This window comes from Candidatus Planktophila sp. (genome assembly GCF_036734405.1).
Classification (GTDB): Bacteria; Actinomycetota; Actinomycetes; order Nanopelagicales; family Nanopelagicaceae; genus Planktophila.
In genome coordinates, this window is record NZ_DAIMYR010000003.1 from 213,254 (window position 1) to 238,981 (window position 25,728).

25 protein-coding genes and 1 tRNA gene are annotated in these 25,728 nt (G+C 46.7%); 25 read left to right on the forward strand and 1 reads right to left on the reverse strand.

Annotation, left to right across the window (positions count from 1 at the left end):
• The first annotated feature begins 5 nt into the window (after positions 1-5).
• The 25 genes from hisD (at position 6) to AC9UC2_RS05205 (ending at position 25,293) form a co-directional block, all read left to right on the forward strand.
• A complete protein-coding gene (hisD, locus tag AC9UC2_RS05085) occupies positions 6-1,316 on the forward strand; it encodes a histidinol dehydrogenase (RefSeq protein WP_509525994.1) in 1,311 nt (436 codons plus the stop codon).
• Positions 1,313-2,398: a histidinol-phosphate transaminase gene (locus AC9UC2_RS05090; protein ID WP_509525996.1), complete on the forward strand. Its 1,086-nt coding sequence runs from the start codon at positions 1,313-1,315 to the stop codon at positions 2,396-2,398. The genes hisD and AC9UC2_RS05090 overlap by 4 nt, the downstream gene beginning before the upstream one ends.
• A gap of 11 nt (positions 2,399-2,409) precedes the next feature.
• The gene (gene hisB / locus AC9UC2_RS05095; protein ID WP_509525999.1) at positions 2,410-2,994 is read left to right on the forward strand and encodes an imidazoleglycerol-phosphate dehydratase HisB; all 585 of its coding nucleotides are present in this window, start codon (positions 2,410-2,412) and stop codon (positions 2,992-2,994) included.
• The gene (hisH, locus tag AC9UC2_RS05100; RefSeq protein WP_509526001.1) at positions 2,991-3,593 is read left to right on the forward strand and encodes an imidazole glycerol phosphate synthase subunit HisH; all 603 of its coding nucleotides are present in this window, start codon (positions 2,991-2,993) and stop codon (positions 3,591-3,593) included. The genes hisB and hisH overlap by 4 nt, the downstream gene beginning before the upstream one ends.
• A complete protein-coding gene (gene priA, locus AC9UC2_RS05105; RefSeq protein ID WP_509526004.1) occupies positions 3,590-4,315 on the forward strand; it encodes a bifunctional 1-(5-phosphoribosyl)-5-((5-phosphoribosylamino)methylideneamino)imidazole-4-carboxamide isomerase/phosphoribosylanthranilate isomerase PriA in 726 nt (241 codons plus the stop codon). Before hisH ends, priA begins: the two co-directional genes overlap by 4 nt.
• Positions 4,312-5,085: an imidazole glycerol phosphate synthase subunit HisF gene (hisF, locus tag AC9UC2_RS05110; RefSeq protein WP_509526007.1), complete on the forward strand. Its 774-nt coding sequence runs from the start codon at positions 4,312-4,314 to the stop codon at positions 5,083-5,085. The genes priA and hisF overlap by 4 nt, the downstream gene beginning before the upstream one ends.
• A gap of 14 nt (positions 5,086-5,099) precedes the next feature.
• Positions 5,100-5,441 carry a phosphoribosyl-AMP cyclohydrolase gene (hisI, locus tag AC9UC2_RS05115; RefSeq protein ID WP_509526010.1) on the forward strand — a complete coding sequence of 114 codons (342 nt, stop codon included), beginning with the start codon at positions 5,100-5,102 and terminating at the stop codon, positions 5,439-5,441.
• A gap of 2 nt (positions 5,442-5,443) precedes the next feature.
• Positions 5,444-6,931 (forward strand): anthranilate synthase component I, encoded by a 1,488-nt coding sequence (locus AC9UC2_RS05120; protein ID WP_509526012.1) that lies wholly within the window; start codon positions 5,444-5,446, stop codon positions 6,929-6,931.
• Complete coding sequence (locus AC9UC2_RS05125) at positions 6,928-7,098, forward strand: hypothetical protein (protein ID WP_509526014.1); 171 nt, start codon at positions 6,928-6,930, stop codon at positions 7,096-7,098. The genes AC9UC2_RS05120 and AC9UC2_RS05125 overlap by 4 nt, the downstream gene beginning before the upstream one ends.
• Complete coding sequence (gene trpC, locus AC9UC2_RS05130; RefSeq protein WP_509526016.1) at positions 7,095-7,868, forward strand: indole-3-glycerol phosphate synthase TrpC; 774 nt, start codon at positions 7,095-7,097, stop codon at positions 7,866-7,868. Before AC9UC2_RS05125 ends, trpC begins: the two co-directional genes overlap by 4 nt.
• 2 nt (positions 7,869-7,870) lie before the next feature.
• On the forward strand, positions 7,871-9,052 hold the full coding sequence (gene trpB, locus AC9UC2_RS05135) for a tryptophan synthase subunit beta (protein WP_509526019.1): 1,182 nt from the start codon (positions 7,871-7,873) through the stop codon (positions 9,050-9,052).
• Positions 9,052-9,852: a tryptophan synthase subunit alpha gene (gene trpA, locus AC9UC2_RS05140; protein WP_509526022.1), complete on the forward strand. Its 801-nt coding sequence runs from the start codon at positions 9,052-9,054 to the stop codon at positions 9,850-9,852. The genes trpB and trpA overlap by 1 nt, the downstream gene beginning before the upstream one ends.
• 123 nt (positions 9,853-9,975) lie before the next feature.
• Positions 9,976-10,683, forward strand: coding sequence for a DsbA family protein (locus AC9UC2_RS05145; protein WP_509526024.1), 708 nt, complete (start codon positions 9,976-9,978; stop codon positions 10,681-10,683).
• A gap of 3 nt (positions 10,684-10,686) precedes the next feature.
• Complete coding sequence (gene lgt / locus AC9UC2_RS05150; RefSeq protein ID WP_509526026.1) at positions 10,687-11,493, forward strand: prolipoprotein diacylglyceryl transferase; 807 nt, start codon at positions 10,687-10,689, stop codon at positions 11,491-11,493.
• A 21-nt stretch (positions 11,494-11,514) separates the two neighbouring features.
• Positions 11,515-12,222 (forward strand): VIT1/CCC1 transporter family protein, encoded by a 708-nt coding sequence (locus tag AC9UC2_RS05155; protein WP_509526028.1) that lies wholly within the window; start codon positions 11,515-11,517, stop codon positions 12,220-12,222.
• 98 nt (positions 12,223-12,320) lie between these two features.
• Positions 12,321-16,838 carry a glutamate synthase large subunit gene (gltB, locus tag AC9UC2_RS05160; protein ID WP_509526031.1) on the forward strand — a complete coding sequence of 1,506 codons (4,518 nt, stop codon included), beginning with the start codon at positions 12,321-12,323 and terminating at the stop codon, positions 16,836-16,838.
• Positions 16,831-18,285, forward strand: coding sequence for a glutamate synthase subunit beta (locus AC9UC2_RS05165; RefSeq protein WP_509526033.1), 1,455 nt, complete (start codon positions 16,831-16,833; stop codon positions 18,283-18,285). Before gltB ends, AC9UC2_RS05165 begins: the two co-directional genes overlap by 8 nt.
• Positions 18,286-18,294: 9 nt before the next feature.
• The gene (pyk, locus tag AC9UC2_RS05170; protein ID WP_509526035.1) at positions 18,295-19,734 is read left to right on the forward strand and encodes a pyruvate kinase; all 1,440 of its coding nucleotides are present in this window, start codon (positions 18,295-18,297) and stop codon (positions 19,732-19,734) included.
• A gap of 16 nt (positions 19,735-19,750) precedes the next feature.
• Positions 19,751-19,823, forward strand: a tRNA-Leu gene (locus AC9UC2_RS05175).
• A 35-nt stretch (positions 19,824-19,858) separates the two neighbouring features.
• Positions 19,859-20,434, forward strand: a complete 576-nt coding sequence (locus AC9UC2_RS05180; protein ID WP_509526038.1) for an ANTAR domain-containing response regulator — start codon at positions 19,859-19,861, stop codon at positions 20,432-20,434.
• Positions 20,435-20,587: 153 nt separating this feature from the next.
• Complete coding sequence (locus tag AC9UC2_RS05185; RefSeq protein ID WP_509526040.1) at positions 20,588-21,736, forward strand: branched-chain amino acid ABC transporter substrate-binding protein; 1,149 nt, start codon at positions 20,588-20,590, stop codon at positions 21,734-21,736.
• Between the two features lie 105 nt (positions 21,737-21,841).
• Positions 21,842-22,792, forward strand: a complete 951-nt coding sequence (locus AC9UC2_RS05190) for a branched-chain amino acid ABC transporter permease (RefSeq protein WP_509526041.1) — start codon at positions 21,842-21,844, stop codon at positions 22,790-22,792.
• Entirely contained in the window at positions 22,789-23,811 is a 1,023-nt protein-coding gene (locus AC9UC2_RS05195; protein WP_509526043.1) for a branched-chain amino acid ABC transporter permease, read from the forward strand. Before AC9UC2_RS05190 ends, AC9UC2_RS05195 begins: the two co-directional genes overlap by 4 nt.
• Positions 23,812-23,822: 11 nt before the next feature.
• On the forward strand, positions 23,823-24,584 hold the full coding sequence (locus AC9UC2_RS05200; protein ID WP_509526163.1) for an ABC transporter ATP-binding protein: 762 nt from the start codon (positions 23,823-23,825) through the stop codon (positions 24,582-24,584).
• Positions 24,574-25,293 carry an ABC transporter ATP-binding protein gene (locus AC9UC2_RS05205; protein ID WP_509526046.1) on the forward strand — a complete coding sequence of 240 codons (720 nt, stop codon included), beginning with the start codon at positions 24,574-24,576 and terminating at the stop codon, positions 25,291-25,293. The genes AC9UC2_RS05200 and AC9UC2_RS05205 overlap by 11 nt, the downstream gene beginning before the upstream one ends.
• Positions 25,294-25,296: 3 nt before the next feature.
• Here AC9UC2_RS05205 and AC9UC2_RS05210 read toward each other — a convergent pair whose 3' ends face one another.
• Positions 25,297-25,707: a hotdog fold thioesterase gene (locus tag AC9UC2_RS05210; RefSeq protein ID WP_509526048.1), complete on the reverse strand. Its 411-nt coding sequence runs from the start codon at positions 25,705-25,707 to the stop codon at positions 25,297-25,299.
• Positions 25,708-25,728 lie beyond the last annotated feature (21 nt).

Here is a 25,728-nt window from a genome sequence, read left to right on the forward strand (position 1 = left end):
GCCTAATGATTCGTACCGTTGACCTGCGCGGACGATCGCTATCTAAAGCTCAATACAACAATGAATTACCGCGGGCAACGCTCAATGTCCAAGATGCGATGGTGCTCATCCAACCTATTCTAGAAAAAGTAAAGAATGGAACAGAAGCAGATCTGATCGCATTAGCCGAAGAGTTTGATGGAGTGAAGCCCGCTAGCATCAAGGTTGCACAGAGCGCGTTGGATTTAGCCCTTGCACAATTGGATCCAGCGATTCGCACGGCACTTGAAATATCCATCCAGCGAATTACAAAAGTTCACAACGATCAATTGCGAGCCGAGAAGACCACAACTGTGGTTGATGGTGGAACAGTTACCGAAAAATGGATTCCCGTAGATCGCGTTGGTTTATATGTTCCTGGTGGTCGCGCGGTGTATCCAAGTAGCGTCATGATGAATGTTATTCCGGCACAAATTGCTAAGGTGCAATCAATCGCCGTTGCATCGCCTCCTCAAAAAGAATTTGGCGGATTGCCGCACCCTACAATTCTTGCAACCTGTGCGTTACTTGGAATCACCGAGGTTTATGCCGTTGGGGGAGCCCAAGCGATTGCACTTTTTGCTTACGGAATGGATGGGGTCTGCGAAAAGGCTGATCTAGTAACAGGACCTGGAAATATTTATGTTGCGGCAGCAAAGCGCGCATTGCGCGGAGTTATCGGAATTGATTCCGAAGCTGGACCAACTGAGATTGCAATCTTGGCAGACTCTTCAGCAATCGCGGCAGATGTTGCAGCAGATTTAATTAGCCAAGCAGAGCACGATGTAATTGCAGCAGCGGTGTTGGTTACAGATTCACCCGAACTAGCAGCAGCGGTAGAAGCAGAGCTCAAAGTTCGCGTAGCTGCGACAAAGCATGCAGATCGAATCAAGTCAGCGCTGTCTGGAATTCAATCTGCCATTGCATTAGTTGATGACATCGCACAAGGTTTAGCTGTTGTTAACGCTTACGCCGCCGAGCACCTAGAAATCCAAACCAGAAATGCGCGCAGTGATGCGGCAAAGATTCGAAATGCTGGCGCAGTATTTATCGGAAGATTCTCACCAGTTTCATTAGGTGATTACTCTGCCGGCTCTAATCACGTACTGCCTACAGGTGGTTGCGCATGTCATTCAAGTGGGCTTTCAGTGCAAACCTTTTTGCGTGGATTGCACTTTATTGAATACGACCAAAAAGCATTTACTGACATTGTTGATACTGTCGTAGTTTTAGCTAACTCTGAAGATTTGCCGGCACATGGTGAAGCAATGACTGTGCGTCTGGAGAACCTGTCATGAGTTGGCCAACGTGGTTGCCTCTGCGTGAAGCTTTGCGTCCATTGTCACCGTATGGCGCTCCGCAGGTTCCAGCAATAGCTGCGCTTAATACAAATGAGAATCCATATGCACCTTCACCTGCGCTGCAAAAGGCGATTACCGATGCGGTAGCAAAGGTTGCCGCTGATCTGAATCGTTATCCAGATCGTGATGCCACGATTCTTCGGGAAAAACTTGCTCAGTACATCAATGAACAAAGTGCAACTAAGTTTTCATTGGACAATATTTGGGCAGCAAATGGTTCCAATGAAATCATCCAATCAATTTTCTTAGCTTTTGGACAAGGTCCTGTTTTAGGATTCATTCCTTCGTATTCGATGCACCCCTTGATTGCAAAGGTCACCGGTTCAACCTGGATTGATGGAAAGCGCAATGCTGACTTTTCGCTAAATACCGGGGATGCGGTTGCTCAAATCTTGGCGAACAAGCCAACGCTGACCTTTATAACAACGCCAAATAATCCAACTGGTGGAGCAGTAACAATTGATTCCATTCAAAAGCTAGCTGATGCGTCAAAACAAGTGGGTGGGTTATTGGTTGTCGATGAAGCCTATGCCGAATTTTCCCAAGAAAAATCTGCAGTCACTTTGATTGCGAACAATCCTCATGTGATTGTTATTCGCACCATGAGCAAAGCATTTGCTTTTGCGGGTGCGCGACTTGGGTATTTAGTAAGTGATGGTGCGGTCAAAGATGCCATGATGATTGTTCGACTTCCGTATCACCTGAGCGCACTTACTCAAGCTGCAGCACAGGTAGCAATTGATCATCGATCAGAACTTTTAAGCGGTGTAGCAACCTTGATAAGTGCCAGAGGTCAGGTTGTACAAGCACTTCACGATATGGGACTGACCACTATTGAAAGTAGTGCCAACTTTGTTCTCTTCACAGGTTTCAAGCAGGATGCGCCACAACTGTGGGCAGCCTTGCTAGAAAAGGGTGTTCTGATTAGAGATGTGGGATTATCAGGGTACTTAAGAGTCACAATTGGCAATGAAGCCGAGAATCAATTGTTTGTTTCAGCCCTCAAAGAGCTCATTTAAAGGAGATAGCCATGAGAACAGCACGCGTCGAAAGAAAGACTCACGAGTCACACGTACTGGTTGAGATCAATCTAGATGGCCAAGGCATTATCGATGTTGCTACTGGTGTTCCATTCTTTGATCACATGATGTCGCAATTAGGCAAGCACTCAGGTTTTGATTTAACAATAAAGACAACTGGGGATGTCGATGTGGATTCTCATCACACAGTTGAAGATACATCGCTTGCTTTTGGACAGGCATTGCGTGAAGCACTGGGGGACAAGGCAGGTATTCGTCGTTTCGGTGATTCGATGGTTCCACTCGATGAAGTCCTAGTTCAAGCTGCAGTTGATCTTTCCGGACGTCCATACCTTGTGCACCGTCAACCAGAAATAGTTGAACTAATTGGAACTTTTGATACAACCCTTGGCAAGCACATTTGGGAGTCAATTGTTGCCGAAGCGCGCATTGCACTTCATATTCGGGTGCTTGAAGGCCGCAACGCACACCATGTATTTGAAGCGCAGTTTAAAGCTGTTGCACGCGCGCTTCGTGATGCAGTTTCACTAGATGGCAGAGTCGCCGGAATTCCTTCGACAAAAGGTTCTCTTTGATAGCAATTCTTGATTACGGCTCTGGCAATCTTCGATCTGCAGAGCGTGCCTTTGCAACTGCCGGTAAAGATGTAATTGTTACTTCAGATCGAAAAGTTGCACTAGAAGCCGAAGGTTTAGTTGTTCCAGGAGTTGGGGCCTTTGCAGCGTGCATGGATGGATTAAATGCAGTCGCTGGAGCAGAAATTGTTCGAGAACGTTTAGCTAAAGAACGTCCAACTTTGGGAATCTGTATCGGAATGCAAATCATGTTTAGTCAAGGCACGGAACATTCGCAAACCCAAGCCCATGCTGGTGTTGGAATCTGGGAAGGAACAGTTTCCAAGTTAAATGCACCAATCTTGCCGCACATGGGTTGGAACACTATAGAAACTAGCTCCGGCTCAGTTTTGTTTAAAGGCGTTGAAGGTGAATCTTTTTACTTTGTTCATTCATTTGCAGCAAAGGTTGCGGTTGGAAAAACACAGGCGTGGAGCACTCACGGAGAAAAATTTCTTGCGGGAGTTGAAGATGGGTACATCAGTGCTACCCAGTTTCATCCTGAAAAATCTGGTGCTGCAGGGCTAGCGCTTATAAAGAATTGGGTGGGATCGCTATGAGTTACCTAGAGCTATTGCCTGCAGTAGATGTAAAGGATGGTCGTGCGGTTCGTTTAGTTCAAGGCGAACTAGATAAAGAAAGCATTTATGGCGCACCACTAGATGTAGCACTTGAATTTCAAGCTGCAGGTGCCGAATGGTTGCACTTGGTAGATCTTGATGCAGCATTTGGTCGCGGCGAAAACTCAGCGCTATTAGCCGAAGTTGTTGGAAAGCTAGATATCAAGGTTGAACTTTCCGGCGGAATTCGTGACGATGAATCTTTACGTCGGGCACTTGCCACAGGATGTCGTCGCGTCAATCTTGGAACTGCTGCACTAGAAGATCCTGAATGGACCGCGCGAGTAATTGCCGAACATGGTGATCGAATCGCTGTTGGGTTAGATGTTCGCGGCCACACTTTGGCAGCACGTGGCTGGACTAAAGAAGGTGGAGATCTCTTTGAAACCTTAGCTCGACTAGATCGTGATGGCTGCGCGCGTTATGTCGTAACAGATGTTGCAAAAGATGGAACCTTAGGCGGTCCAAATTTAGAACTATTGAAATCAGTATGTGCGGCGACAACAAAGCCGGTTATTGCAAGTGGTGGAATCTCATCGCTAGCTGACATCGCTGCTCTGAACGCACTTGTTGGCACAGGTGTGGAAGGCGCAATTGTTGGTAAAGCTTTGTACGCCGGAAAATTTACTTTGCAAGAGGCGTTAGAGGTCAGCGGCAAATGAGCCTGTCAGTTCGAATCATCCCTTGTTTAGATGTCACTGATGGTCGAGTAGTAAAGGGTGTCAATTTTACAGATCTAGTCGATGCCGGTGATCCAGTTGAAATGGCTTCCCTGTACAACACTGAAGGCGCAGATGAATTAACTTTCTTAGATATTTCAGCAAGTGTGGCCGGCCGTGAGACAACCCTTGATGTTGTCCGACGCACCGCAGAGCAAGTTTTTATTCCATTGACTGTTGGTGGCGGAATAAGAAATGTCGACGATGTCGATCGTTTATTGCGTGCCGGAGCAGACAAAGTTTCAATTAATACTTCTGCGCTAGCCCGCCCACAATTAATCGCAGAGATTGCCGATCGCTTTGGCTCACAAGTGTTAGTGCTTTCCGTTGACGCACGTCGGGCTCGAACTGATTCAGGTTTTGAAGTGACAACACATGGGGGACGACAAAGTGCTGGTGTTGACGCACTTGCATGGGTAGAACAAGCGTGTGCTCTAGGAATCGGTGAAATCCTGCTTAACTCCATGGATGCAGATGGAACCCGTGCGGGTTATGACATAGGAATGATTACTGCAGTCCGCGCTGTTGCAAAGGTTCCATTGATTGCAAGTGGTGGGGCTGGATCGTTAGAAGATTTTTCTGCAGCCCTTGATGCTGGCGCAGATGCGCTACTTGCAGCAAGTGTCTTTCACTTCGGAGTCCACCGAATCGGGGATGTGAAGCGGTACCTGGGTAAGCACAATTATCCGGTGCGCGCCGTTGCGACTCGGTAAGGCAGAATAAGCACATGACAACTCTGGATCCACAGGTAGCTGCTCTTCTGAAGGATCCAAACCTTTTGATCCCTGCAGTTGTCCAAGATGTATCCAGTAAAGAAGTTTTGATGTTGGCGTACATGAACACTGAATCACTAGAACTGACCTTGACGACAGGCAAAGCAACATATTGGTCGCGCAGCCGCAGTGAGCTATGGGTAAAGGGTGAAACATCTGGCCATTATCAAGAAGTCCAATCAATCTCATTAGATTGTGATGGCGATGCTGTACTTCTTCAAGTCATTCAAACTGGAGCCGCTTGCCACACAGGAGAACGCACCTGTTTTCACACGCCGTTAGAGCTGCGATCGTAACGATGGATCTAGAACAGTTTCGTGCGTATGCAAAAGTTTCAAATGTCATACCTGTATCGCGAAAGCTGCTTGCAGATTCTGAAACCCCGCTTGGTGTTTACAAGAAGTTAGCAAAGAGTGCTGAAAACACATTTCTTTTAGAATCTGCTGAACATGGTGGGGTTTGGTCGCGTTACTCATTTATTGGTGTTCGCAGCGAGGCCACGTTAAGTGAAAAAGATGGTTTGGCGTATTGGCAGGGGACTGCGCCAGCTGGTGCGCCAACAGGAATCGATCCGCTGCAAGCTCTGCGTTTATCGGCGGCGCATTTACGTTCGCCAAAAATAGAAGGTCTACCACCATTAACTGGTGGCTTGGTTGGTTTCATGGGCTATGACGTTGTTCGAAGGCTAGAAAAACTTCCATCGCTTTCGCATAAAGATATTCCACTTCCAGAGCTTTCTTTCATGCTCACTAGTGACTTGGCTGTGATGGATCACAGCGAAGGAACGATCACATTGATTGCAAATGCGATCAATTGGGATGGCAGCGATGATCGCATCGATGAAGCTTTCGCATCATGCAACGAAAGACTAGATCGCATGCAAACTGATTTAGCACAATCAATACCGGGCGATGCCGCAACAATTCCAGAGTTCTCATTACCCGAATACACCGGAAACATTTCGGCAGATGCGTTTAAGAAAAACATCGCACATGTCAAAGAAGAAATCCTTGCTGGCGAAGCCTTTCAAGTAGTTTTATCGCAACGTTTTTCCATGCCTTGTGCTGCCGATGCTATTGATGTGTACCGCATGCTTCGACTGAACAATCCATCCCCATACATGTATTTATTCCGCTTTACAGATGGAATTGAAATTGTTGGTTCTAGTCCCGAAGCGCTGGTCAAGGTAAATCAAGAGGATGTAATGATTCATCCAATCGCTGGAACCCGTAAGCGTTCATCAAATCCGGAAGAAGATCATCGTTTGGGTGAAGAGCTGTTGGCAGACCCTAAAGAACGTGCAGAGCACTTAATGCTGGTAGATCTTGGCCGCAATGATTTAGGACGGGTATGCGCACCAGGTAGCGTTGAAGTAATTGATTTCATGCACATCGAACGCTATTCCCATGTCATGCATATTGTTTCGACAGTTATCGGCAAACTTGCTAAGAAATCATCGCCCGTTGATGCGCTTTTCTCTGTGTTCCCGGCCGGAACTTTGTCAGGTGCACCTAAGCCACGTGCCATGGAAATCATTGAAGAGTTAGAAACAACAAGACGCGGTGTGTACGGCGGAATTGTTGGGTACATCGATTTCACTGGAAATCTGGATACTTGCATCGCAATTCGAACCGCTTTGTTATACAAAGGAACCGCTTTTGTTCAAGCAGGTGCAGGGGTCGTAGCAGACTCTGATCCAGAGTCTGAAAATCAAGAGTGCCGCAATAAAGCTGCCGCGGTCCTCACTGCGGTGCATGCCGCAAATCGATTGGCGGATTTCAAATGAAAGAACTGTTGCCTGTTTTTATCTCTTTAGTGTGTGTGGTTGCTTTGGTCCTGGCTATTTCTAAACGTTTCAAACTTTCTTCCAGATACGAACGCAAGCCGCGCGAACTAAATACCTGGAGCGCGCTAGATCATGGAATAGACCCAACAGTGGATGACAAGTCATGAGCGTTTTAAATTCAATCATTGAAGGTGTGCGGGAAGATTTAGCGGCGAGACGTTTACCTATGGGGCAGTTACAAGAGGCGTTGGAAACCGCACCTGCCGTCCGCGATTGTTTGCCACATTTAATCTCCGATGAGATCTCAGTAATCGCAGAAGTTAAGCGTTCGTCACCAAGTAAAGGCGCGCTAGCGCCAATAACTGATCCAGCTGGTTTAGCTGCGCAGTATGAAGAAGCAGGTGCGCATGTAGTCAGTGTTTTGACCGAGCAACGACGATTTGGCGGATCGTTAGCAGATTTAGATGCAGTTCGTAAGGCAATTGATTTGCCGATTCTGCGAAAAGATTTCATGGTCGATGAGTATCAATTTTATGAGGCACGTGCACATGGGGCTGATGCTGTATTGCTGATCGTCGCTGCATTGAGTAAAAACCAGTTAGAGGATTATTTCCACCTAAGTACTGAACTAGGTATGCGTTCGTTGATTGAAGTACATACCCATGATGAATTAGAACGAGCACTTGAAATTTCACCAGAGATTGTTGGCGTGAACTCTCGTAATCTAAAAACTTTAGAAGTTGATTCACGTGCATTTGCCGAATTGATTCCACAGATTCCGGCAAATATCGCACGCGTTGCAGAATCAGGAATATCAACCCGCGAAGAGGTCGTGTTTGCACAAGAGTGTGGAGCAACTGCCATATTGGTTGGGGAAGCCCTGGTGCGCTCAGGATCTCCATCTGTTGCGATCAATCAATTGCTAGGTAGGCTTTGACAATGACTAGTGCGGGACATTTCGGTGAATATGGCGGGCGCTTTGTCCCAGAAGCTTTAATTGGCGCGCTTAATGAACTTGAAATCGCTCATAACACAGCGCAGAAAGACCCAGCGTTTTTAGCAGAACTTGCTGAGCTTCATAAAACTTACACAGGTCGCCCCAGCATCATCACTGAAGCAAAACGTTTCTCTGAGCACGCAGGTGGTGCGCGCATATTTTTAAAGCGTGAAGACCTTAACCACACCGGTTCACACAAGATCAATAATGTTTTAGGACAAGCCTTGCTTACAAAGCGCATGGGCAAGAAGCGCATCATCGCTGAAACTGGTGCAGGTCAGCACGGTGTTGCATCTGCAACGGCGGCTGCCTTGATGGGTCTTGATTGTGTTGTGTACATGGGCGAAGAAGACACTCGTCGCCAAGCATTAAATGTTGCACGTATGAAATTACTTGGGGCACAAGTTGTGCCTGTTACAACTGGTTCACGAACTCTAAAAGATGCCATTAATGAGGCAATGCGTGATTGGGTCACAAATGTTGCCGATACTCATTACATGCTTGGAACAGTTGCCGGACCACATCCATTTCCTACGATGGTTCGAGATTTTCATAAGATCATCGGAGAAGAATCTCGCGAACAGATGCTCGCATTAACAGGCAGACTTCCGGATGCAGTCTTGGCTTGTGTAGGTGGCGGATCAAATGCGATCGGAATCTTTAACGCATTTATTCCTGATACTGATGTAAGACTTATCGGATTTGAAGCTGGCGGGGATGGAGTCGAAACGGGACGCCATGCTGCAACAATCAGTGGTGGAACTCCCGGCGTTTTGCACGGAACTCGTTCCTACGTTTTACAAGATGCAAACGGCCAAACCATCGAATCGCACTCGATTTCTGCAGGTTTGGATTACCCAGGTGTAGGACCAGAGCATGCATATCTGCACGATGTTGGTAGAGCTGAATACCGTGCAATCAATGATGATGCAGCGATGTATGCATTTTCTTTGTTAAGCAAAACCGAAGGAATTATTCCAGCGATTGAAACTGCACATGCCTTGGCTGGAGCAATACTTGTTGGACAAGAATTAGGTCCACAGGCAAATCTGCTCATTAACCTTTCTGGTCGTGGTGATAAGGATGTGCAAACAGCGGCTGAATACTTTGGAATTCCGCTGTAATGACGCAATTAGATGAGGTAATGGCCAAGGTTCGTTCTGAAAATCGCGCGGCACTCATTGCATATATTCCAGCAGGCTTTCCTTCCCAAGAAGGATGTGCAAAAGCAATACACGCTTTAGCAGCAGCTGGCGTTGATGCAATTGAAATTGGTTTCCCATATAGCGATCCAGTGATGGATGGGCCGGTAATTCAGGAAGCTGCTGAGATCTCACTTAAGGGTGGAACAGGTGCGGCTGATGTTTTCGCAGCGCTAAAGGTGGCAACAGATACTGGGGTAGCCGCCGTTGTAATGACATATTGGAATCCGATCGAACGCTACGGTGTCGATCAATTTGCACAATCGATTGCCGACAATGGGGGATCCGGAGTTATCACTCCAGATTTAACAATTGAAGAATCTGACCGTTGGCTCGCAGCTGCAAGTAAAAACAAAATTAATCCGATTTATGTGGTTGCCCCTAGTACTAATGATTCTCGACTTGCTGATGTAACTGCCAAGACAGGTGGATTTGTCTACGCCGCAAGTTTGATGGGAGTTACAGGAACTCGTACTAGCGTTTCTGCCGATGCCAGCGATTTGGTATCGCGAGTACGCGGAGTGACAAACTTGCCGATCTCTGTTGGTCTTGGTGTATCAACCCGCGAACAAGCTAAATCCCTTGCGGCTTACGCAGATGGCGTGATCGTTGGTTCGGCATTTATCAAGTTACTGCTTGATGCAAAGAGTGAGCAGGAAGGGTTGGATGCGATTTCGCATTTAGCTCGAGAATTGGCGCTAGGAGTACGCGAAGGGCGCTAGTTTCCGCCTAATTCACAGAATTCAAGCCGAGTTTGGGCTTGGCGCTTTGCACTCTTTATCTATACTTTCCCCATACAACCAGGTAGGCAATGAGAAGCTAATTTTATTAATCGAGGAGCAATAATGGCCAAGCAAGCTGCAAAGAGCGCAGATAACACGACCCGTTGGATAGTTGTTGCGATGGTGGCACTTGTTGTCGTCACCGGAATTGTTTTCTCTCTCTTTGGACAAACCGATAAATCAACCGCCTCTCTTGCAGGCCTTGACGGAGTGAAGCTGAATCCAGCGGTTACTTCAACAATCGATGTTGCAAATGGTTCTTCAATCGCTTTCGACAATGGAGCCGCAACGACTATTGATGTTTGGGAAGACTCACAGTGTCCAGTGTGTAAGTTGTTTGCAGATGCTAATGGCCAGTATCTGGATTCACTTATTCGCGAAAAGAAGGCGAATGTCCGCTATCACATCCTGTCATTCCTCGGAGATGAATCTGTCCGTGCAGCTAACGCATCATTCTGCGCCGCAGATGAAGGACAGTTCTTAGATTTCCACAAGGCGATTTACACAGTTCAGTCATCGGTTGAAAATTCAGGTTTCTGGAGTAATGAAACGCTTGTCAATATTGGAAAGAAGATTGGTATTTCATCTACAACATTCGAAGACTGCGTCAATAAGGGTTCAAAGATTGATTTAGTTCAAGCTAATTCGGATTCCATGAGCAAGTATGGTGTTCAAGGAACTCCAACAGTGTTTATCAATGGCAAAAAGTGGGAGCGCACTCAAAACGGTTTCGTACTTGAAGAGTTCAAAGCAGCTGTTGAGGCTGGCTAAACTTTGAATGTAGCTTTTCCAACTCCAGCACAATCGGTGCTGGAGCTTGGCCCTTTAACCATTCACTATTACGCACTGTGCATCATCACTGGCATAGCGGTAGCCATTTGGTTAGGTGGCAAGCGTTTTCAATACAAAACAGTTCAAGGTCAATCAATTGTTTCAGAAGTAGCATTCGTCGCTGTGCCTTCGGGAATTATCGGAGGACGTATTTATCACGTGATCTCATCACCAAATGCTTACTTTGGAACTGGTGGAAATCCGGTAGATGCTTTCAAGATTTGGGAAGGTGGCTTAGGCATTTGGGGCGCAATTTCCATTGGACTACTGGGTGCCTACCTTCGATATAAGTCTTTAGCTAAAAAAGTAGATCTACCTTCATTTGCGGTGTTTGCTGACGCATTAGCCCCTGGAATTCTCTTTGCGCAAGCAATCGGGCGTTTTGGTAATTGGTTTAACGGGGAACTCTTTGGAAAACCGCTCGAGACCTGGTGGGCACTAGATATTCCGATGCGTTATCGGCCAAATGGTTACACCCAATTCGAATCATTTCATCCAACCTTTTTGTATGAAGCTTTGTGGTGCACGGCAATAGCCCTAATCATTCTTAAATTTGGAAAGAGTTTGAAAGCTGGACAATCTTTTGCGTTGTATGTCGCGACATATTGCTTAGGCCGCTTTTTCATTGAACTAATTCGTATCGATACGGCCAACACAATTGCAGGTTTACGCGTCAACGTATGGGTAAGTCTGCTCGTTGGACTAGGGGCTGCTCTCTCTTTTGCTCGCGCCTCTAAAAAGATTCAGTAACTCTCAGGTACTCTGTCTCTTATGAGTTTGGAAGAGGTCTATCAGAGAAATCTGGAACATCGCACCCATCGTGCAGGCTGGCTACGTGCCGCCGTCCTTGGTGCAAATGATGGCCTTGTTTCAACTGCTGCGTTGATGATTGGCGTAGCCGCAGCCGGTAAACAAGATTTTATTATTACGGCAGGTGTTGCAGGAATTACAGCAGGTGCGATGTCTATGGCAGTTGGTGAATACATTTCTGTTCGCTCACAAAATGACGTTGAAGAATCAGATCGCAACCTTGAAATTGCACATTTAGCCGCAGATCCAGAAGGTGAGTTACAAGAGCTTCAGCAAATTTATATTGGTCGTGGTTTATCGCCAGAGCTTGCGCTTCAAGTCGCACTTGAAATGCATCGCAAAGATCCGCTCGAAGCTCACTTGCGTGATGAACTAGGCCAACACCCAAGCACCAAGGCTCGTCCAATTCAGGCCGCTATTGCTTCGGCCATCTCATTTACTCTCGGCGGCTTGATTCCATTTGCTGGCGCCTTTGCTCCAACTCTTGGAACCAAGGCATGGAGCATCGTGATCTTTACCCTGGCTGGCTTGATTCTGACAGGCGTGGTTTCTGCGCGAACTGCAGGCTCGAAGCTGCTCTCACCAACTCTGCGGGTGCTCATTGGGGGTTCACTCGGAATGGCGATCACGGCAGGTATTGGAAAGATTGCTCATATCTCAGGGCTCTAATTAGCTCTCTTCTTGCTACGATTTCCCACTAAGCAATGAGCACCACGGGCCAAGGTTGTCCCTTTTTCATGTAAGGACAAATCTGTAGGAGCGCGCCCATGGCACTGGCATCCAACTATCCACAAGCACAGGGACTCTATGACCCTGCCGCAGAACATGATGCTTGTGGTGTTGCCATGGTTGCCACGCTCAACAAGGTTGCAACACACGAGATTGTTTCTCAAGCACTGACGGCGCTTCGCAATATGGAACACCGCGGAGCATCAGGAGCCGAACCAGATAGCGGTGATGGTGCAGGAATTCTTATTCGTATTCCAGATGCATACTTTCAAACGGTCGTAGATTTCAAACTTCCTGCCGCCGATGCCTATGCAACAGGAATTGCATTCATCGCCAAAGGCGCAGATGTAAAGGGCGAGATTGCACGGATAGCAGATGAAGAAGGTCTGATTGTTTTGGGTTGGCGTGAAGTTCCGATTAATTCATCGTCGCTGGGAAAGACTGCACTGTCAGTGATGCCAGAATTTCAGCAACTATTTATTGCGGGCGAGAAAGGCGAGAGCGGAATTGCTCTAGACCGCCTGGCATTTTGTCTTCGAAAGCGTGCCGAGCACACATTAGACCTGTACTTTCCTTCCTTGTCTTCACAGACCATTGTTTACAAGGGAATGCTTACAACCGGACAGTTAGAAGAATTTTTCCCAGAACTTTCTGATGAGCGTGTTGTTTCACCGCTTGCTTTGGTTCACTCGCGCTTTTCTACAAATACTTTTCCGTCATGGCCACTTGCTCACCCATATCGATTTATTGCTCACAACGGCGAGATCAATACGGTTAAGGGAAATCGCAATTGGATGCGCGCTCGCGAATCATTGCTAGCAAGTGATCTGATTCCTGGCGATCTCAAGCGCTTGTTTCCAATTGTTGAAATGTCGGGTTCGGATTCAGCATCTTTTGACGAAGTTCTAGAACTTTTGTATCTGGGCGGACGTTCACTTCATCATGCAGTGCTCATGATGATTCCAGAAGCATGGGAAAACCATGCAACGATGCCGCAGAACCGTCGTGATTTCTATGCATTCCATGCATCGATGATGGAGCCGTGGGATGGTCCTGCTTGTGTAACTTTTACAGATGGACATCAAGTAGGTGCGGTTCTAGATCGCAACGGTTTGCGCCCATCACGTTATTGGGTGACTAAAGATGGAATGGTTGTTCTTGCATCCGAAGTTGGCGTTTTAGATATTCCGGCAGAAAATGTAGAGCGTAAAGGTCGTTTACAACCTGGCAAGATGTTCTTAGTCGATATTGAACAAGGACGCATCATTGAAGATGGCGAAATTAAAGATGGTTTAGCAAGTGCCGCACCGTATGGCGATTGGCTGCATGCGGGAATAGTTAAGCTCAGCGATCTTCCTTCACGTGAACACATTGTGTACCCACACTCATCCGTTGTTCGTCGTCAAAGAGCTTTTGGTTACACCGAAGAAGATTTACGTATCCTGGTCACACCAATGGCAAAAAATGGCATGGAACCACTTGGATCAATGGGAACCGATACACCAATCGCTGCACTTTCTGAAAAGCCACGATTAATCTTTGATTATTTCTCACAACTTTTTGCCCAAGTTACAAACCCGCCACTAGATGCGATTCGTGAAGAGTTAGTAACAAGCCTTGGTACTTCCATGGGTCCAGAGCACAATCTTCTAGACCCTGGCCCAAGTAGTTGTCGCCAAATCTCCTTAGCGTTTCCCGTCATTGATAATGATGAACTAGCAAAGATTATTCACGTCAATGCTGATGGTGACTATCCAGGTTTATCTGCGCACGTAATCCGTGGCCTCTTTAGTATCGCTGATGGTGGAGACTCGTTGCGCGATCGCCTTAACGAGATCAAGGTAGAAGTTTCACAAGCAATTAAAGATGGTGCACGAATAATTGTTTTATCTGATCGAGATGGCGATGCAGAAAATGCGCCGATTCCATCACTGCTTCTTACATCTGCAGTTCACCATCACTTGATTCGCGAAAAGACTCGTACCACCGTTGGCTTAGTTGTTGAAGCCGGCGATGTGCGCGAAGTTCACCATGTTGCACTATTGATCGGTTACGGAGCAGCGTGTGTTAATCCATACCTTGCAATGGAATCGGCCGAAGATCTTGTGCTTCAGGGAGTAATTACAGGAATCACTCCTGAAAAGGCTGTTAAGAATTTGATCAAGAGCCTGGGCAAAGGTGTTTTAAAGGTGATGTCCAAAATGGGTATCAGCACTATTGCGTCCTACACAGGTGCGCAGGTATTTGAAGCTATTGGGCTTTCGCAAGAAGTTGTTGATGAATACTTTGTTGGTACAACTTCTCGTCTGGGTGGAGTTTCACTTGATGTAATCGCTCAAGAAACCATTGCACGCCATCACATCGCTTATCCACCTGGGGGAGAAGTTCCAGGAACAAAGCGTCTGCCCATCGGCGGGGAGTACCAGTGGCGTCGCGAAGGTGAACCTCACCTGTTTGATCCAGAGACTGTATTTACCCTGCAACATTCAACACGCAATAAGCGTTATGACATTTTTAAGCGCTATACCGATCGCGTCAATGAGCAAAGCACTCGTCTGATGACACTTCGTGGTTTATTCCAATTTAAAGATGGCGTAAATCCAGCGATTTCAGTTGATGAAGTTGAGCCAATCAGCGCAATCATTAAGCGCTTTTCAACTGGTGCCATGTCTTACGGTTCTATCTCAGCCGAAGCTCACGAGACTCTAGCAATTGCCATGAACCGACTTGGTGGAAAATCAAATACCGGCGAAGGCGGTGAAGAGGTAGAGCGCAATATCCCGATGGCAAATGGTGATTCAAAGCGTTCTGCAATTAAGCAAGTTGCATCTGGTCGTTTTGGTGTCACAAGTAATTACCTTGTTAATAGTGATGATATTCAAATCAAAATTTCGCAAGGTGCAAAGCCTGGCGAAGGTGGCCAGCTACCTGGTAACAAGGTCTATCCATGGATTGCTAAGGCACGTTACTCAACTCCGGGTGTGGGATTGATTTCACCACCACCACACCATGATATTTATTCGATTGAAGATCTTGCTCAACTTATTCATGATCTTAAGAATGCAAATAAGAACGCACGTGTTCACGTAAAGCTGGTTGCCGAAGTTGGCGTGGGAACAGTTGCAGCGGGTGTATCAAAGGCGCATGCAGATGTTGTTTTGATTTCCGGCCACGATGGTGGAACAGGTGCTTCACCGTTGACATCACTTAAGCATGCCGGTGCGCCTTGGGAACTTGGTCTGGCTGAAACTCAGCAAACCTTGTTGCTCAATGGTTTACGTGATCGCATTGTGGTTCAGACCGATGGACAGTTAAAAACTGGACGCGATGTTGTCATTGCAGCTTTGTTAGGTGCTGAAGAATATGGATTTGCAACTGCGCCGCTAGTTGTTTCCGGTTGCATCATGATGCGAGTGTGTCACTTGGATACTTGCCCAGTTGGTGTTGCAACACAAAACCCTGAGCTTCGTAAAAAGTTCACTGGAAAACCAGAATTCGTGGAAACTTTCTTTGAATACATCGCAGAAGAAGTACGAGAGATTTTGGCCCAACTCGGATTCAGAACCCTGCAAGAGGCTATTGGACATGTTGAATTCCTGGATACTCGAAAGGCGGTTGATCACTGGAAAGCTGCTGGACTAAATCTAGAACCTTTGTTAGTACGCCCAGATGTAGACAGTGCATTGCACAACACAACAAAGCAAGATCATGGCTTAGATGCGGCCCTAGATAATCAACTGATTGCCCTTGCTCAACCGGCATTAACTAAGGGCGAAACTGTAAATATTGATCTGCCAGTCCGAAATGTTAACCGTACGGTTGGAACAATGTTGGGTGCAGAAGTCACTCGCAAGTACGGCGCAGATGGATTACCTGCCGGAACTATTGATGTCACCTTGCACGGATCTGCAGGGCAGTCACTGGGTGCATTTATTCCACGTGGAGTCACAATTCGTCTGTACGGTGATTCCAACGATTATGTTGGAAAGGGAATTTCAGGTGGGCGAGTAGTAGTTCGTCCAGATGTAAAGGCCACTTTCCCTTCACAAGACAATGTGATTGCAGGAAATGTAATTGGTTACGGTGCTACCGCTGGAGAAATCTTTATTCGAGGAATTGTTGGCGAACGTTTCTGCGTGCGCAACTCCGGCGCACTAGCAATTGTTGAAGGCATTGGTGATCACGGTTGCGAATACATGACCGGGGGAACCGTCATCGTCCTTGGTCGCACTGGTCGAAACATTGCTGCAGGTATGTCAGGTGGACGCGCATTTGTTTTGGATCTAGATGCTGCAAATGTAAATGCGGACATGGTTGATGTACTGGCAGTTCCGCAGGATCAGAAAGAAATTCTGAAGGATCACATTTCAAAGTACTTTGCAGAAACTGGTTCTGAAATTGCAAACGCGCTACTGAAGGATTGGGAGAAGAGCTTGGCTCGAATCTCACTCATCATGCCGCGAGATTATGCGCGCGTACTTGCCGCGATGGAGCGAGCTACACGTGAAGGATTACCGGTTGATGCACTAGTGATGGAGGTTGCGGCAAATGGCTGATCCAAAAGGGTTTATGACAACGCCGCGCGAAACTCCAAAGCGACGTCCAGTTGATGTGCGCATCAAAGACTGGCGCGAAGTGTATGAACCACAGAGCATGGAACACCTGCAAAAGCAGGCTGGTCGTTGCATGGATTGTGGAATTCCTTTCTGTCATAACGGTTGTCCGCTAGGAAACCTCATTCCTGAATGGAATGACTTGATGTATCGCGGTGACACAAATGAGGCAATTGATCGCTTACATGCGACCAATAACTTTCCTGAATTCACCGGACGTTTGTGCCCAGCCCCATGCGAAACCGCATGTGTTGTTGGGATCAACCGCGATGCAGTGACAATTAAGCAAATTGAATTACGCACTATTGAAGAAGCATTTGGAGCAGGAACCGTTAAACCTTTAGCACCAGATCGCCTTACTGGTAAGACTGTTGCAGTTATTGGCTCTGGCCCTGCAGGTCTTGCAGCAGCACAACAGTTAACTCGTGCTGGCCACACCGTTGCCGTTTATGAGCGTGCTGACAAAATCGGTGGGTTGTTACGTTATGGAATTCCAGAGTTCAAGATGGAAAAGCACATTCTTGATCGCCGATTAGAACAAATGGAAAAAGAGGGAACTCGTTTCCGTCCGGGTGTTGATGTTGGAAATGAATTAACTGGTTCTGACTTGCGAAAGAAGTATGACGCAGTTGTTTTGGCGGTCGGATCTACACAGTGGCGCGATCTTTCAATTAAAGGTCGCGAACTTAAGGGTATTTACCAAGCTATGGAATTTCTGCCATGGGGCAATAAGCAAGCGCTAGGTGAGATAGAAGCACCACCAATTAATGTTGCAGGAAAGCATGTAGTAATCCTTGGTGGCGGAGACACCGGAGCAGATTGCTTAGGAACATCTGTTCGACAAGGCGCAGCAAGTGTTACTCAACTCGAAATTATGCCTCGCCCAACTGATGAGCGTCCATCAGGTCAACCTTGGCCGACTTACCCAATGATTTATCGAGTATCTAGTGCTCATGAAGAAAAAGACAATCGTATGTTTTCAGTGAGTACAGAGGAGTTCCTGGGGGATGGTCAAGGAAATCTACGTGCGATCAAGATTGTTGAAACGCAATTTGTTAATGGAAAGTTTGAAGCTGTGACTGGATCTGAAAAAGAAATTCCATGTAATTTTGTCTTCATGGCAATGGGTTTTACGGGTCCTGAAAAGTCTTCACTAATTACACAACTTGAAGTTCAATTAGATGAGCGCGGGAACATCAAGCGAGACAAAGATTTCCAAACAACAGAAGAGGGAATCTTTGTGGCAGGTGATGCTGGTCGCGGTCAGTCATTAATCGTGTGGGCAATTGCTGAAGGTAGAAGTGCCGCGGCTTCAGTTGATAGGTATCTCACGGGACGCACACAACTTCCTTCACCTATAGCGCCAACTGACCGCCCATTGATGGTTTAAGGTAGACACATGCGTAGAGCGAAAATTGTTTGCACGATGGGTCCTGCCGTTGAATCTGCCGAAAAAGTAAAGGAACTCATCGACGCCGGTATGAATATGGCGCGTTTGAACCTTTCTCACGGCGGATATGAAGAGCACCAAAACCGTCTTGATCGCGTGCGCGATGCAGCAAAAGCTGCAGGAAAGCCGATTGCAATTCTGGTCGACCTTCAAGGTCCAAAGATTCGTCTTGCACGATTTGCAAACGGTCCACATGAATTAGAGCGTGGGGATATTTTTACAATCACAACCGATGAAGTTGAAGGCACCAAGGATCGCGTTGGCACGACCTACAAAGGCTTACCAGGAGATTGCAAGCCAGGAGATCGCATTCTAATTGATGATGGAAAGGTAACTGTCGAAGTTGTCGAAGTTAAGGGCAACGATGTGGTTACAAAAGTTATTCAGCCAGGTGCGGTCAGCAACAGCAAGGGAATTAACCTTCCAGGTGTAGCGGTTTCGGTTCCGGCGCTATCTGAAAAAGACAAAGAGGATTTACGTTGGGGAATGAAAGCTGGTGCAGATTTTATTGCACTTTCATTTGTTCGAAACGCTGCCGACATTAAAGATGTCCACGCCATCATGGATGAAATTGGTTTTCGCATTCCAGTAATTGCAAAAATTGAAAAGCCACAAGCAGTAGATAATCTTGAAGAAATCGTGGCGGCGTTTGATGGCATCATGGTAGCCCGCGGTGATCTTGGCGTAGAGATGCCAATCGAGGAAGTACCACTAGTCCAGAAGCGCTGTATTGAATTAGCCCGCGAAGCTGCCAAGCCCGTCATCGTTGCAACACAGATGCTTGATTCGATGATCACGAACTCTTCACCTACTCGCGCTGAAGCTACCGACTGTGCCAACGCAGTTCTAGATGGCGCAGATGCATTGATGCTGTCTGGTGAAACTTCTGTTGGCGCTTTTGCAATCGAAGCGGTTGCAACAATGGCCCGCATCATCGCGCGCACTGAAGAAGGTGGCTTTGAAATGATTCGTGCATTGCGCACAACTCCAAAGACAAAAGGTGGCGCGATCACTCGTGCTGCAGCTGAAGTAGGCGCAATTGTTGGTGCAAAGTACTTGGTTACCTTTACTCAATCCGGCGATTCGGCTCGTCGAATGGCACGTCTTCGCTCACCTATTCCTATTGTTGCCTTTACACCTGAAGTTGGAACATATAACCGCCTTGCCTTGTCATGGGGAGTTGAACCAGAAGTAACTCCAATGGTTAAACACACCGATGAGATGGTGAAGCAGGCTGATACTTTGTTGATTCAGTCTGGCCGCGCCCAAATCGGCGAAAACGTTGTGATTGTTGCGGGATCTCCTCCAGGAATTCCTGGTTCAACCAATGCAATGCGCGTTCACGTTGTGGGAGATGCCGTTGGCGGAGTGGTTGCTGCTTACCGCTAAGATTGCCTCATTAAGAGCCTCGGTACTCCAACGGTAGAGAGGGCAGTCTCAAACACTGCATAGTGTCGGTTCGAATCCGACTCGAGGCACGCACTGTATGAATTCTGAAAGGGATCAATCGATCATGACGGTTCGCATTCTCGTTGCTGAAGATGAAACCTTAATTCGCATGGATCTTGTAGAAATGTTGCAAGCTGCCGGTTATGAAGTAGTTGCTCAGGCAACCAATGGTCAAGAAGCAATCGATCTAGCGGCCCTGCATACTCCAGATTTAGCAATTCTTGATGTGAAGATGCCAATCCTTGATGGAATTTCAGCGGCCGAAAAAATCATTGAAATAGCGCCAGTTTTGATGCTGACTGCGTATTCGCAAAAAGAGTTAGTAGATCGTGCACGAGATGCCGGAGTAATGGCCTATGTTGTTAAGCCATTTACTATCGGCGATTTAATGCCAGCAATTGAAATCGCAATCAGCCGTCATACCCAGATGAAATCTTTGGCTGCCGAAGTCGCAGATCTTCATGATCGACTTGAAACTAGAAAGCTCATTGATCGAGCTAAGGGATTGTTAATGAAAGCCTTAAACCTTTCTGAACCCGAAGCTTTTTCCTGGATTCAACGGGCCGCCATGGATCGTCGACTGACCATGAAAGAGGTTGCCGAAGCGGTTGTTAACCCCAACGCCGTTCTGGACAAATAGACCTTGGGCCTGTCTCAATAATTGATACCGCAATCCCATTTATAACGAAACTGAGACCTTCTACGCCTACTTTGACCTTGTCTAACGCTCACCCCTGCCATTACTCTTTCAGCCTCCCTGTCCCGGGACACAAGAACAGGAAAGGCAATACCTATGAATAAGAAGTTAACAACTTCGCTGGTCTTTGCTTCAGTAGCTTCGCTTATTTTTGGCGTCACTACAGCATCGACTGCGCAAGCTGCCCCAAAGAAAATCACTCTTGCATTCCAAGGTCCGCTAACTGGTGAAGAAGCACAAGTTGGTCAGGATGAGGTTGCAGGCGTCGAGTACGCAATCAAACTTTTCAATGCTAAGTACAAGAACAAGTATGTAGTTTCACTTGTAAAGGCTGACGATCAGGGCGCACCTGATCAAGCAGCAAAGGTTGCTCCAGGAATTGCATCAAATGCAAAGATCATCGGTCTAGTAGGCGCTGCTTACTCCGGTGCAACAATTGCATCTCTTCCATACTACAAGCAACGTAACCTTCCAATGGTTTCACCATCTGCAACACGTGTATCAATCACAGACCCTTCAGCTGGAGCAATCGGTTTCCCTGTATTCCACCGTGTCGTTGTGACAGACAAGGTTCAGGGTCCATCTCTATTCAAGCTAGCTACAAAGGGTGTAACAGGACCTAAGGCATTTATTGTTGATGACCAATCAGCGTACGGTGTCGGTCTAGTTGACTACATGAAGCCAGGAATTCCAGCTGGACAATCAGTTGGTTTCGACAGCGTTTCAGATAAGACAACTGACTGGTCTGCAACAATTTCTAAGATCAAGACAGCTGGCGCAAACGTTGTGATCTACACAGGTTACTTCCCACAAGCTGCTCCATTCTTTAAGCAGCTTCGCGACAGTGGTTACACAGGAATCCTCGCCGGTGGCGATGGAGTTCTTAGCCCAAGCTTCCCAACACTTGCTCCAGCAGCAGTTCTTGAGGGAGTTCGTCTAACAGCAGGAACTGTTCCTCTATCTGAAATTTCAGCGAAGATGGAAGCAGACTTCAAGAAGAAGATGGGTAAGGCTTCTGGCGTTTACGCAGCTGAGTCAATCGATGCTGCAAACGTATTCCTAAGCTGTGTTGCAAAGGGTGTTTCTACTCGCGCAGCAATGCTTAAGTGTGTCAAGGCTTACAACGGCAAGTCTCTTGCTGGTGCAACCATCAAGTTTGACATTAATGGCGATGTTGCTGGTGGCGCAATGAACGGATTTGAAGTCCGTAGTGGCGTTATCAAGTTCACTGGTCCAATTAAGTAAGTCAAAAGTTCAATAAATTAGATCCAGCAGGCCAAACCAAAAGTGCGGCCTGCTGGGTTTGATTTTTCAGTTTGTCACTCCTTCAACTGTTAGGACGTACGTCGCTTGATAGGTAATTTCTTAGATCAGTTCTGGTCCCTGACCTTTGGTGGATTGAGCCTTGGGTTCATCTACATTCTTATTGCTCTTGGCTACACCCTGGTTTATGGCGTTTTGCGAATGATTAACTTTGCAAACTCTGAAATTTTTATGGTTGGAACTTTCGCCACAGTGATTGTTGTACGAGATCTCTTTAAATTCACGCAAAGTTCCGAGTACGCCACTGGTGTCCGACTTTGGTTTGTTTTAGGAACCGCCCTCATCATCACGATGATCATTTCAGGTCTATTGTCAGTGGTAGTTGAGCTAGTTGCCTATCGTCGATTACGCCGCCGCAACTCCGGAGTCCTCGCACCGTTGATTTCTGCAATCGGTGTTTCAATGGTTTTGGCCGAGTCTGTTCGAATAATGACAGATTCCCGCCCAGTGGCTAGCCCACGTGCCATGGAGAAGAGTTTCATAGGTAAGTTCTTTGATGCGGACATTCGCCTAGACAACACAATCATTGTGATAGCAGCGTTATTACTATTTTTCACTCTTTGGAATTTTATTAATCGAACACGACTTGGTAAAGCAATTAGAGCGGTATCAATGAATCCAAGTGCAGCAAAGTTAATGGGCATTGATATCGACAAAATAGTCTCGGCAACATTCTTAATTGGTGGTGTCATGACAGGAGCTGCAGGATTCTTCTACGTATTAAAGTATGAAAACACAGCTTCGAGTATTGGCTTTGAGTTAGGAATTGCAGCATTTACCGCTGCAATTTTAGGAGGTATCGGAAACATCAAGGGCGCGTTCTTTGGCGGTCTGGCACTTGGCTTGCTTGAGACATACGCTTCTTTCTTCCTTGGTACACAGTGGAAGGCCGTGACAGTCTTTATTGTTTTGGTCATGGTTCTTTACACAAGACCTAATGGTCTCTTCGGCGAATCAATCACACAGACGAGGGTATGATGATAAATATTCGTGATAAAGGCGCGGAAATTTGGGAAAACTCTGGCAAAACAGGCAGAGTGGCAATAGCTACGCTTTCCATTGCGCTGGTTGCCTCACTTCCCTTCATGGGCGGAACAATTTTAAATACACCAATTGCGAGCTATGAGTCTGTTTTAGTTTATCCAATCGCGATGTTCGTTCTGATGGCGATAGGTCTCAACATCGTAATCGGTAAGAGCGGCCTATTGGATCTTGGGTACGTAGCTTTCTTTGCAATTGGTGCCTACACCATGGGTTTATTGGGAACCAAAACTGGACTCAATACTTGGGAGATCCTTCCTATCGGTATCGCAATGTCTATGTTTGCAGGCTTAGTGCTGGGAGTACCGGCGCTTAAGCTCCGCGGTGACTATCTTGCGATCATTACCTTAGGTTTTGGTGAAATTGTTCGAATTGTTGCTCTCAATCTCGGTGCACTTGGCCGTTCTGAGGGAATTATTGGAATTCCAACGCCTCCGCCAATCTTTGGTGTCGAGTTCTCATTCGACAGCCACAGAATTTATTACTGGACTCTTCTCATAATGATTCTCTTTGCAATTTGGATGGTACGTCGACTCTCAGCACGTCGAGCAGGTCGTGCATGGGAATCCATTCGTCAAGATGAGGATGTCGCAGAACTGCTAGGTGTTCCAACCTTCAGGTACAAGATCTGGGCATTTGTGCTTGGCGCATCCGTTGGTGGAGCAGCAGGCGTAATCTATGCATCGAAAACATTATTTATTGCTCCCGACAACTTCACATTGCAGATTTCAATTCTGATTCTTGCATGTGTGGTTTTCGGAGGCATGGGAAATATTTGGGGCGTGATCCTGGGCGCCGTTGTGCTTGGGTACTTACCTGACCGAATTCGTTTCTTGTCAGAGGCTCGACTTTTAGTCTTTGGGTTGGTCCTAGTAATCATGATGAACCTACGCCCAGATGGACTCTTGCCTCGCAAAAAGCGAGAAAAAGCCATTGAAAAGAAGGAGGCAAAGTGAGCACACCAATCATGTCATTGAAAAATGTCACCATGCAGTTTGGCGGCGTTAAAGCTCTCAATGATGTCTCTTTTGACATTAACAAGCAGGAGATCCTTGGTCTGATTGGACCAAATGGTGCAGGTAAAACTACCGTCTTCAATGTTGTCACTGGTGTTTACCAAATCAATTCAGGTGAAATTAATTTCGAGGGAAAGTCACTTGCTGGAGTAAAAAGATACAAAATTACTCAGGGAGGAGTTGCTCGCACATTCCAAAATATCCGTCTTTGGGGGGATATGACATCTTTGGAAAATGTAGTCACCGCAACTGATACTCATAAAAAGTCTGGATTACTTTCTGGCTTATTTGGTATGCCAATTTCTCGTCGAGAAGAAAAAAGAGATAAAGCCCGAGCTCAAGAACTCCTCGACTTTATTGGAATAGGCGAGTACTCAGATCGATTAGCCAAGAATTTGCCGTATGGCGTGCAGCGCCGTCTGGAGATTGCTCGGGCTCTTGGAACTGAGCCGAAGTTGCTTCTGCTCGATGAACCGGCAGCAGGATTCAACCCAGCCGAGAAAGTGGAACTTGCAAATACGATACGAAAGATTCGTGATGCGGGATACACCGTTCTCTTGATCGAGCACGACATGTCCTTAGTTATGCAAGTTTCAGATCGAATCGTTGTTTTAGATTTCGGTGAGAAAATTGCAGAGGGAACCCCATCTGCTATTCAGAATGATCCCCGCGTGATTGAAGCATATTTAGGAGTACAAGAAGATGCGTCTTGACATTAAGGACCTAAGAGTTGCCTATGGAAAAATTGAGGCGATCAAAGGTATATCGATTACGGTCAATGAAGGTGAAATTGTCTCTCTTATTGGTGCAAATGGTGCGGGAAAGACAACGCTTCTAAAGACTATTTCCGGACTTCTAAACCCAACATCGGGAAGTATTGAGTACGGTGGCGAGAGTGTTCTCAAGCATAAAGCGCACAAGAGAGTTTCATTAGGAATTTCTCAAGCACCTGAAGGACGCGGCATCTTTCCTGGTATGACGGTCTTAGAAAATCTAGAGTTGGGCAAGTACCACCTAAAGATGAAGAAGGATGAGATCGAAGAGGACCTGGTTAGAATTTACGAACTTTTCCCTCGGTTGAAGGAGAGAACAGCCCAGGCTGCTGGAACTCTGTCTGGTGGAGAGCAACAAATGCTATCTATCGGCCGTGCATTGATGGCAAAGCCAAAGGTTTTACTCCTAGATGAGCCTTCAATGGGACTTGCGCCTTTGATGATTCAAAATATTTTTAACATCATCACAGAGATCAATAAATCTGGAGTGACGATCTTGCTTGTAGAACAGAATGCTCAGCAGGCATTGCAACGTTCTGATCGTGCCTATATTTTGGAAACTGGAAACATTGTTAAAGAGGCTAAGGCCTCTGATCTTCTCAATGATCCAGCGGTGAGAGAAGCTTACCTTGGAACAGGTGCGCACTAACTCTTAGCGGTCGGCAAGAATCATGCAAGTGATACGGGCAGTGCAGGTGCGCTGTCCGTTTTCATTTGTAATGACAATATCCCAACAGCACAAGGTCTTGCCGATTGAAACTGCTGTTGCAACTCCTGTAACTATTCCTGTTGCAGTGGCTTTGTGATGGGTTGCATTGATATCAATTCCAACGATTCTTCGATTTTCACCTGCATTTAACTGCGTACCGACAGAACCAAGTGATTCAGCTAAAACAACATTAGCTCCACCATGCAAGATGCCCATGGGTTGAGTGTTTCCATCAACTGGCATTGTTGCTACAAGTCTGGTCAATGAGGCTTCGGTAATCTCGATGCCCATCTTCTTATCCAGGGCGCCGCTTCCACGCTCTTTAATAATTGCAAGATAGTCCGGTTCAGTCATGGGCAGAGTCTAACTGGCACT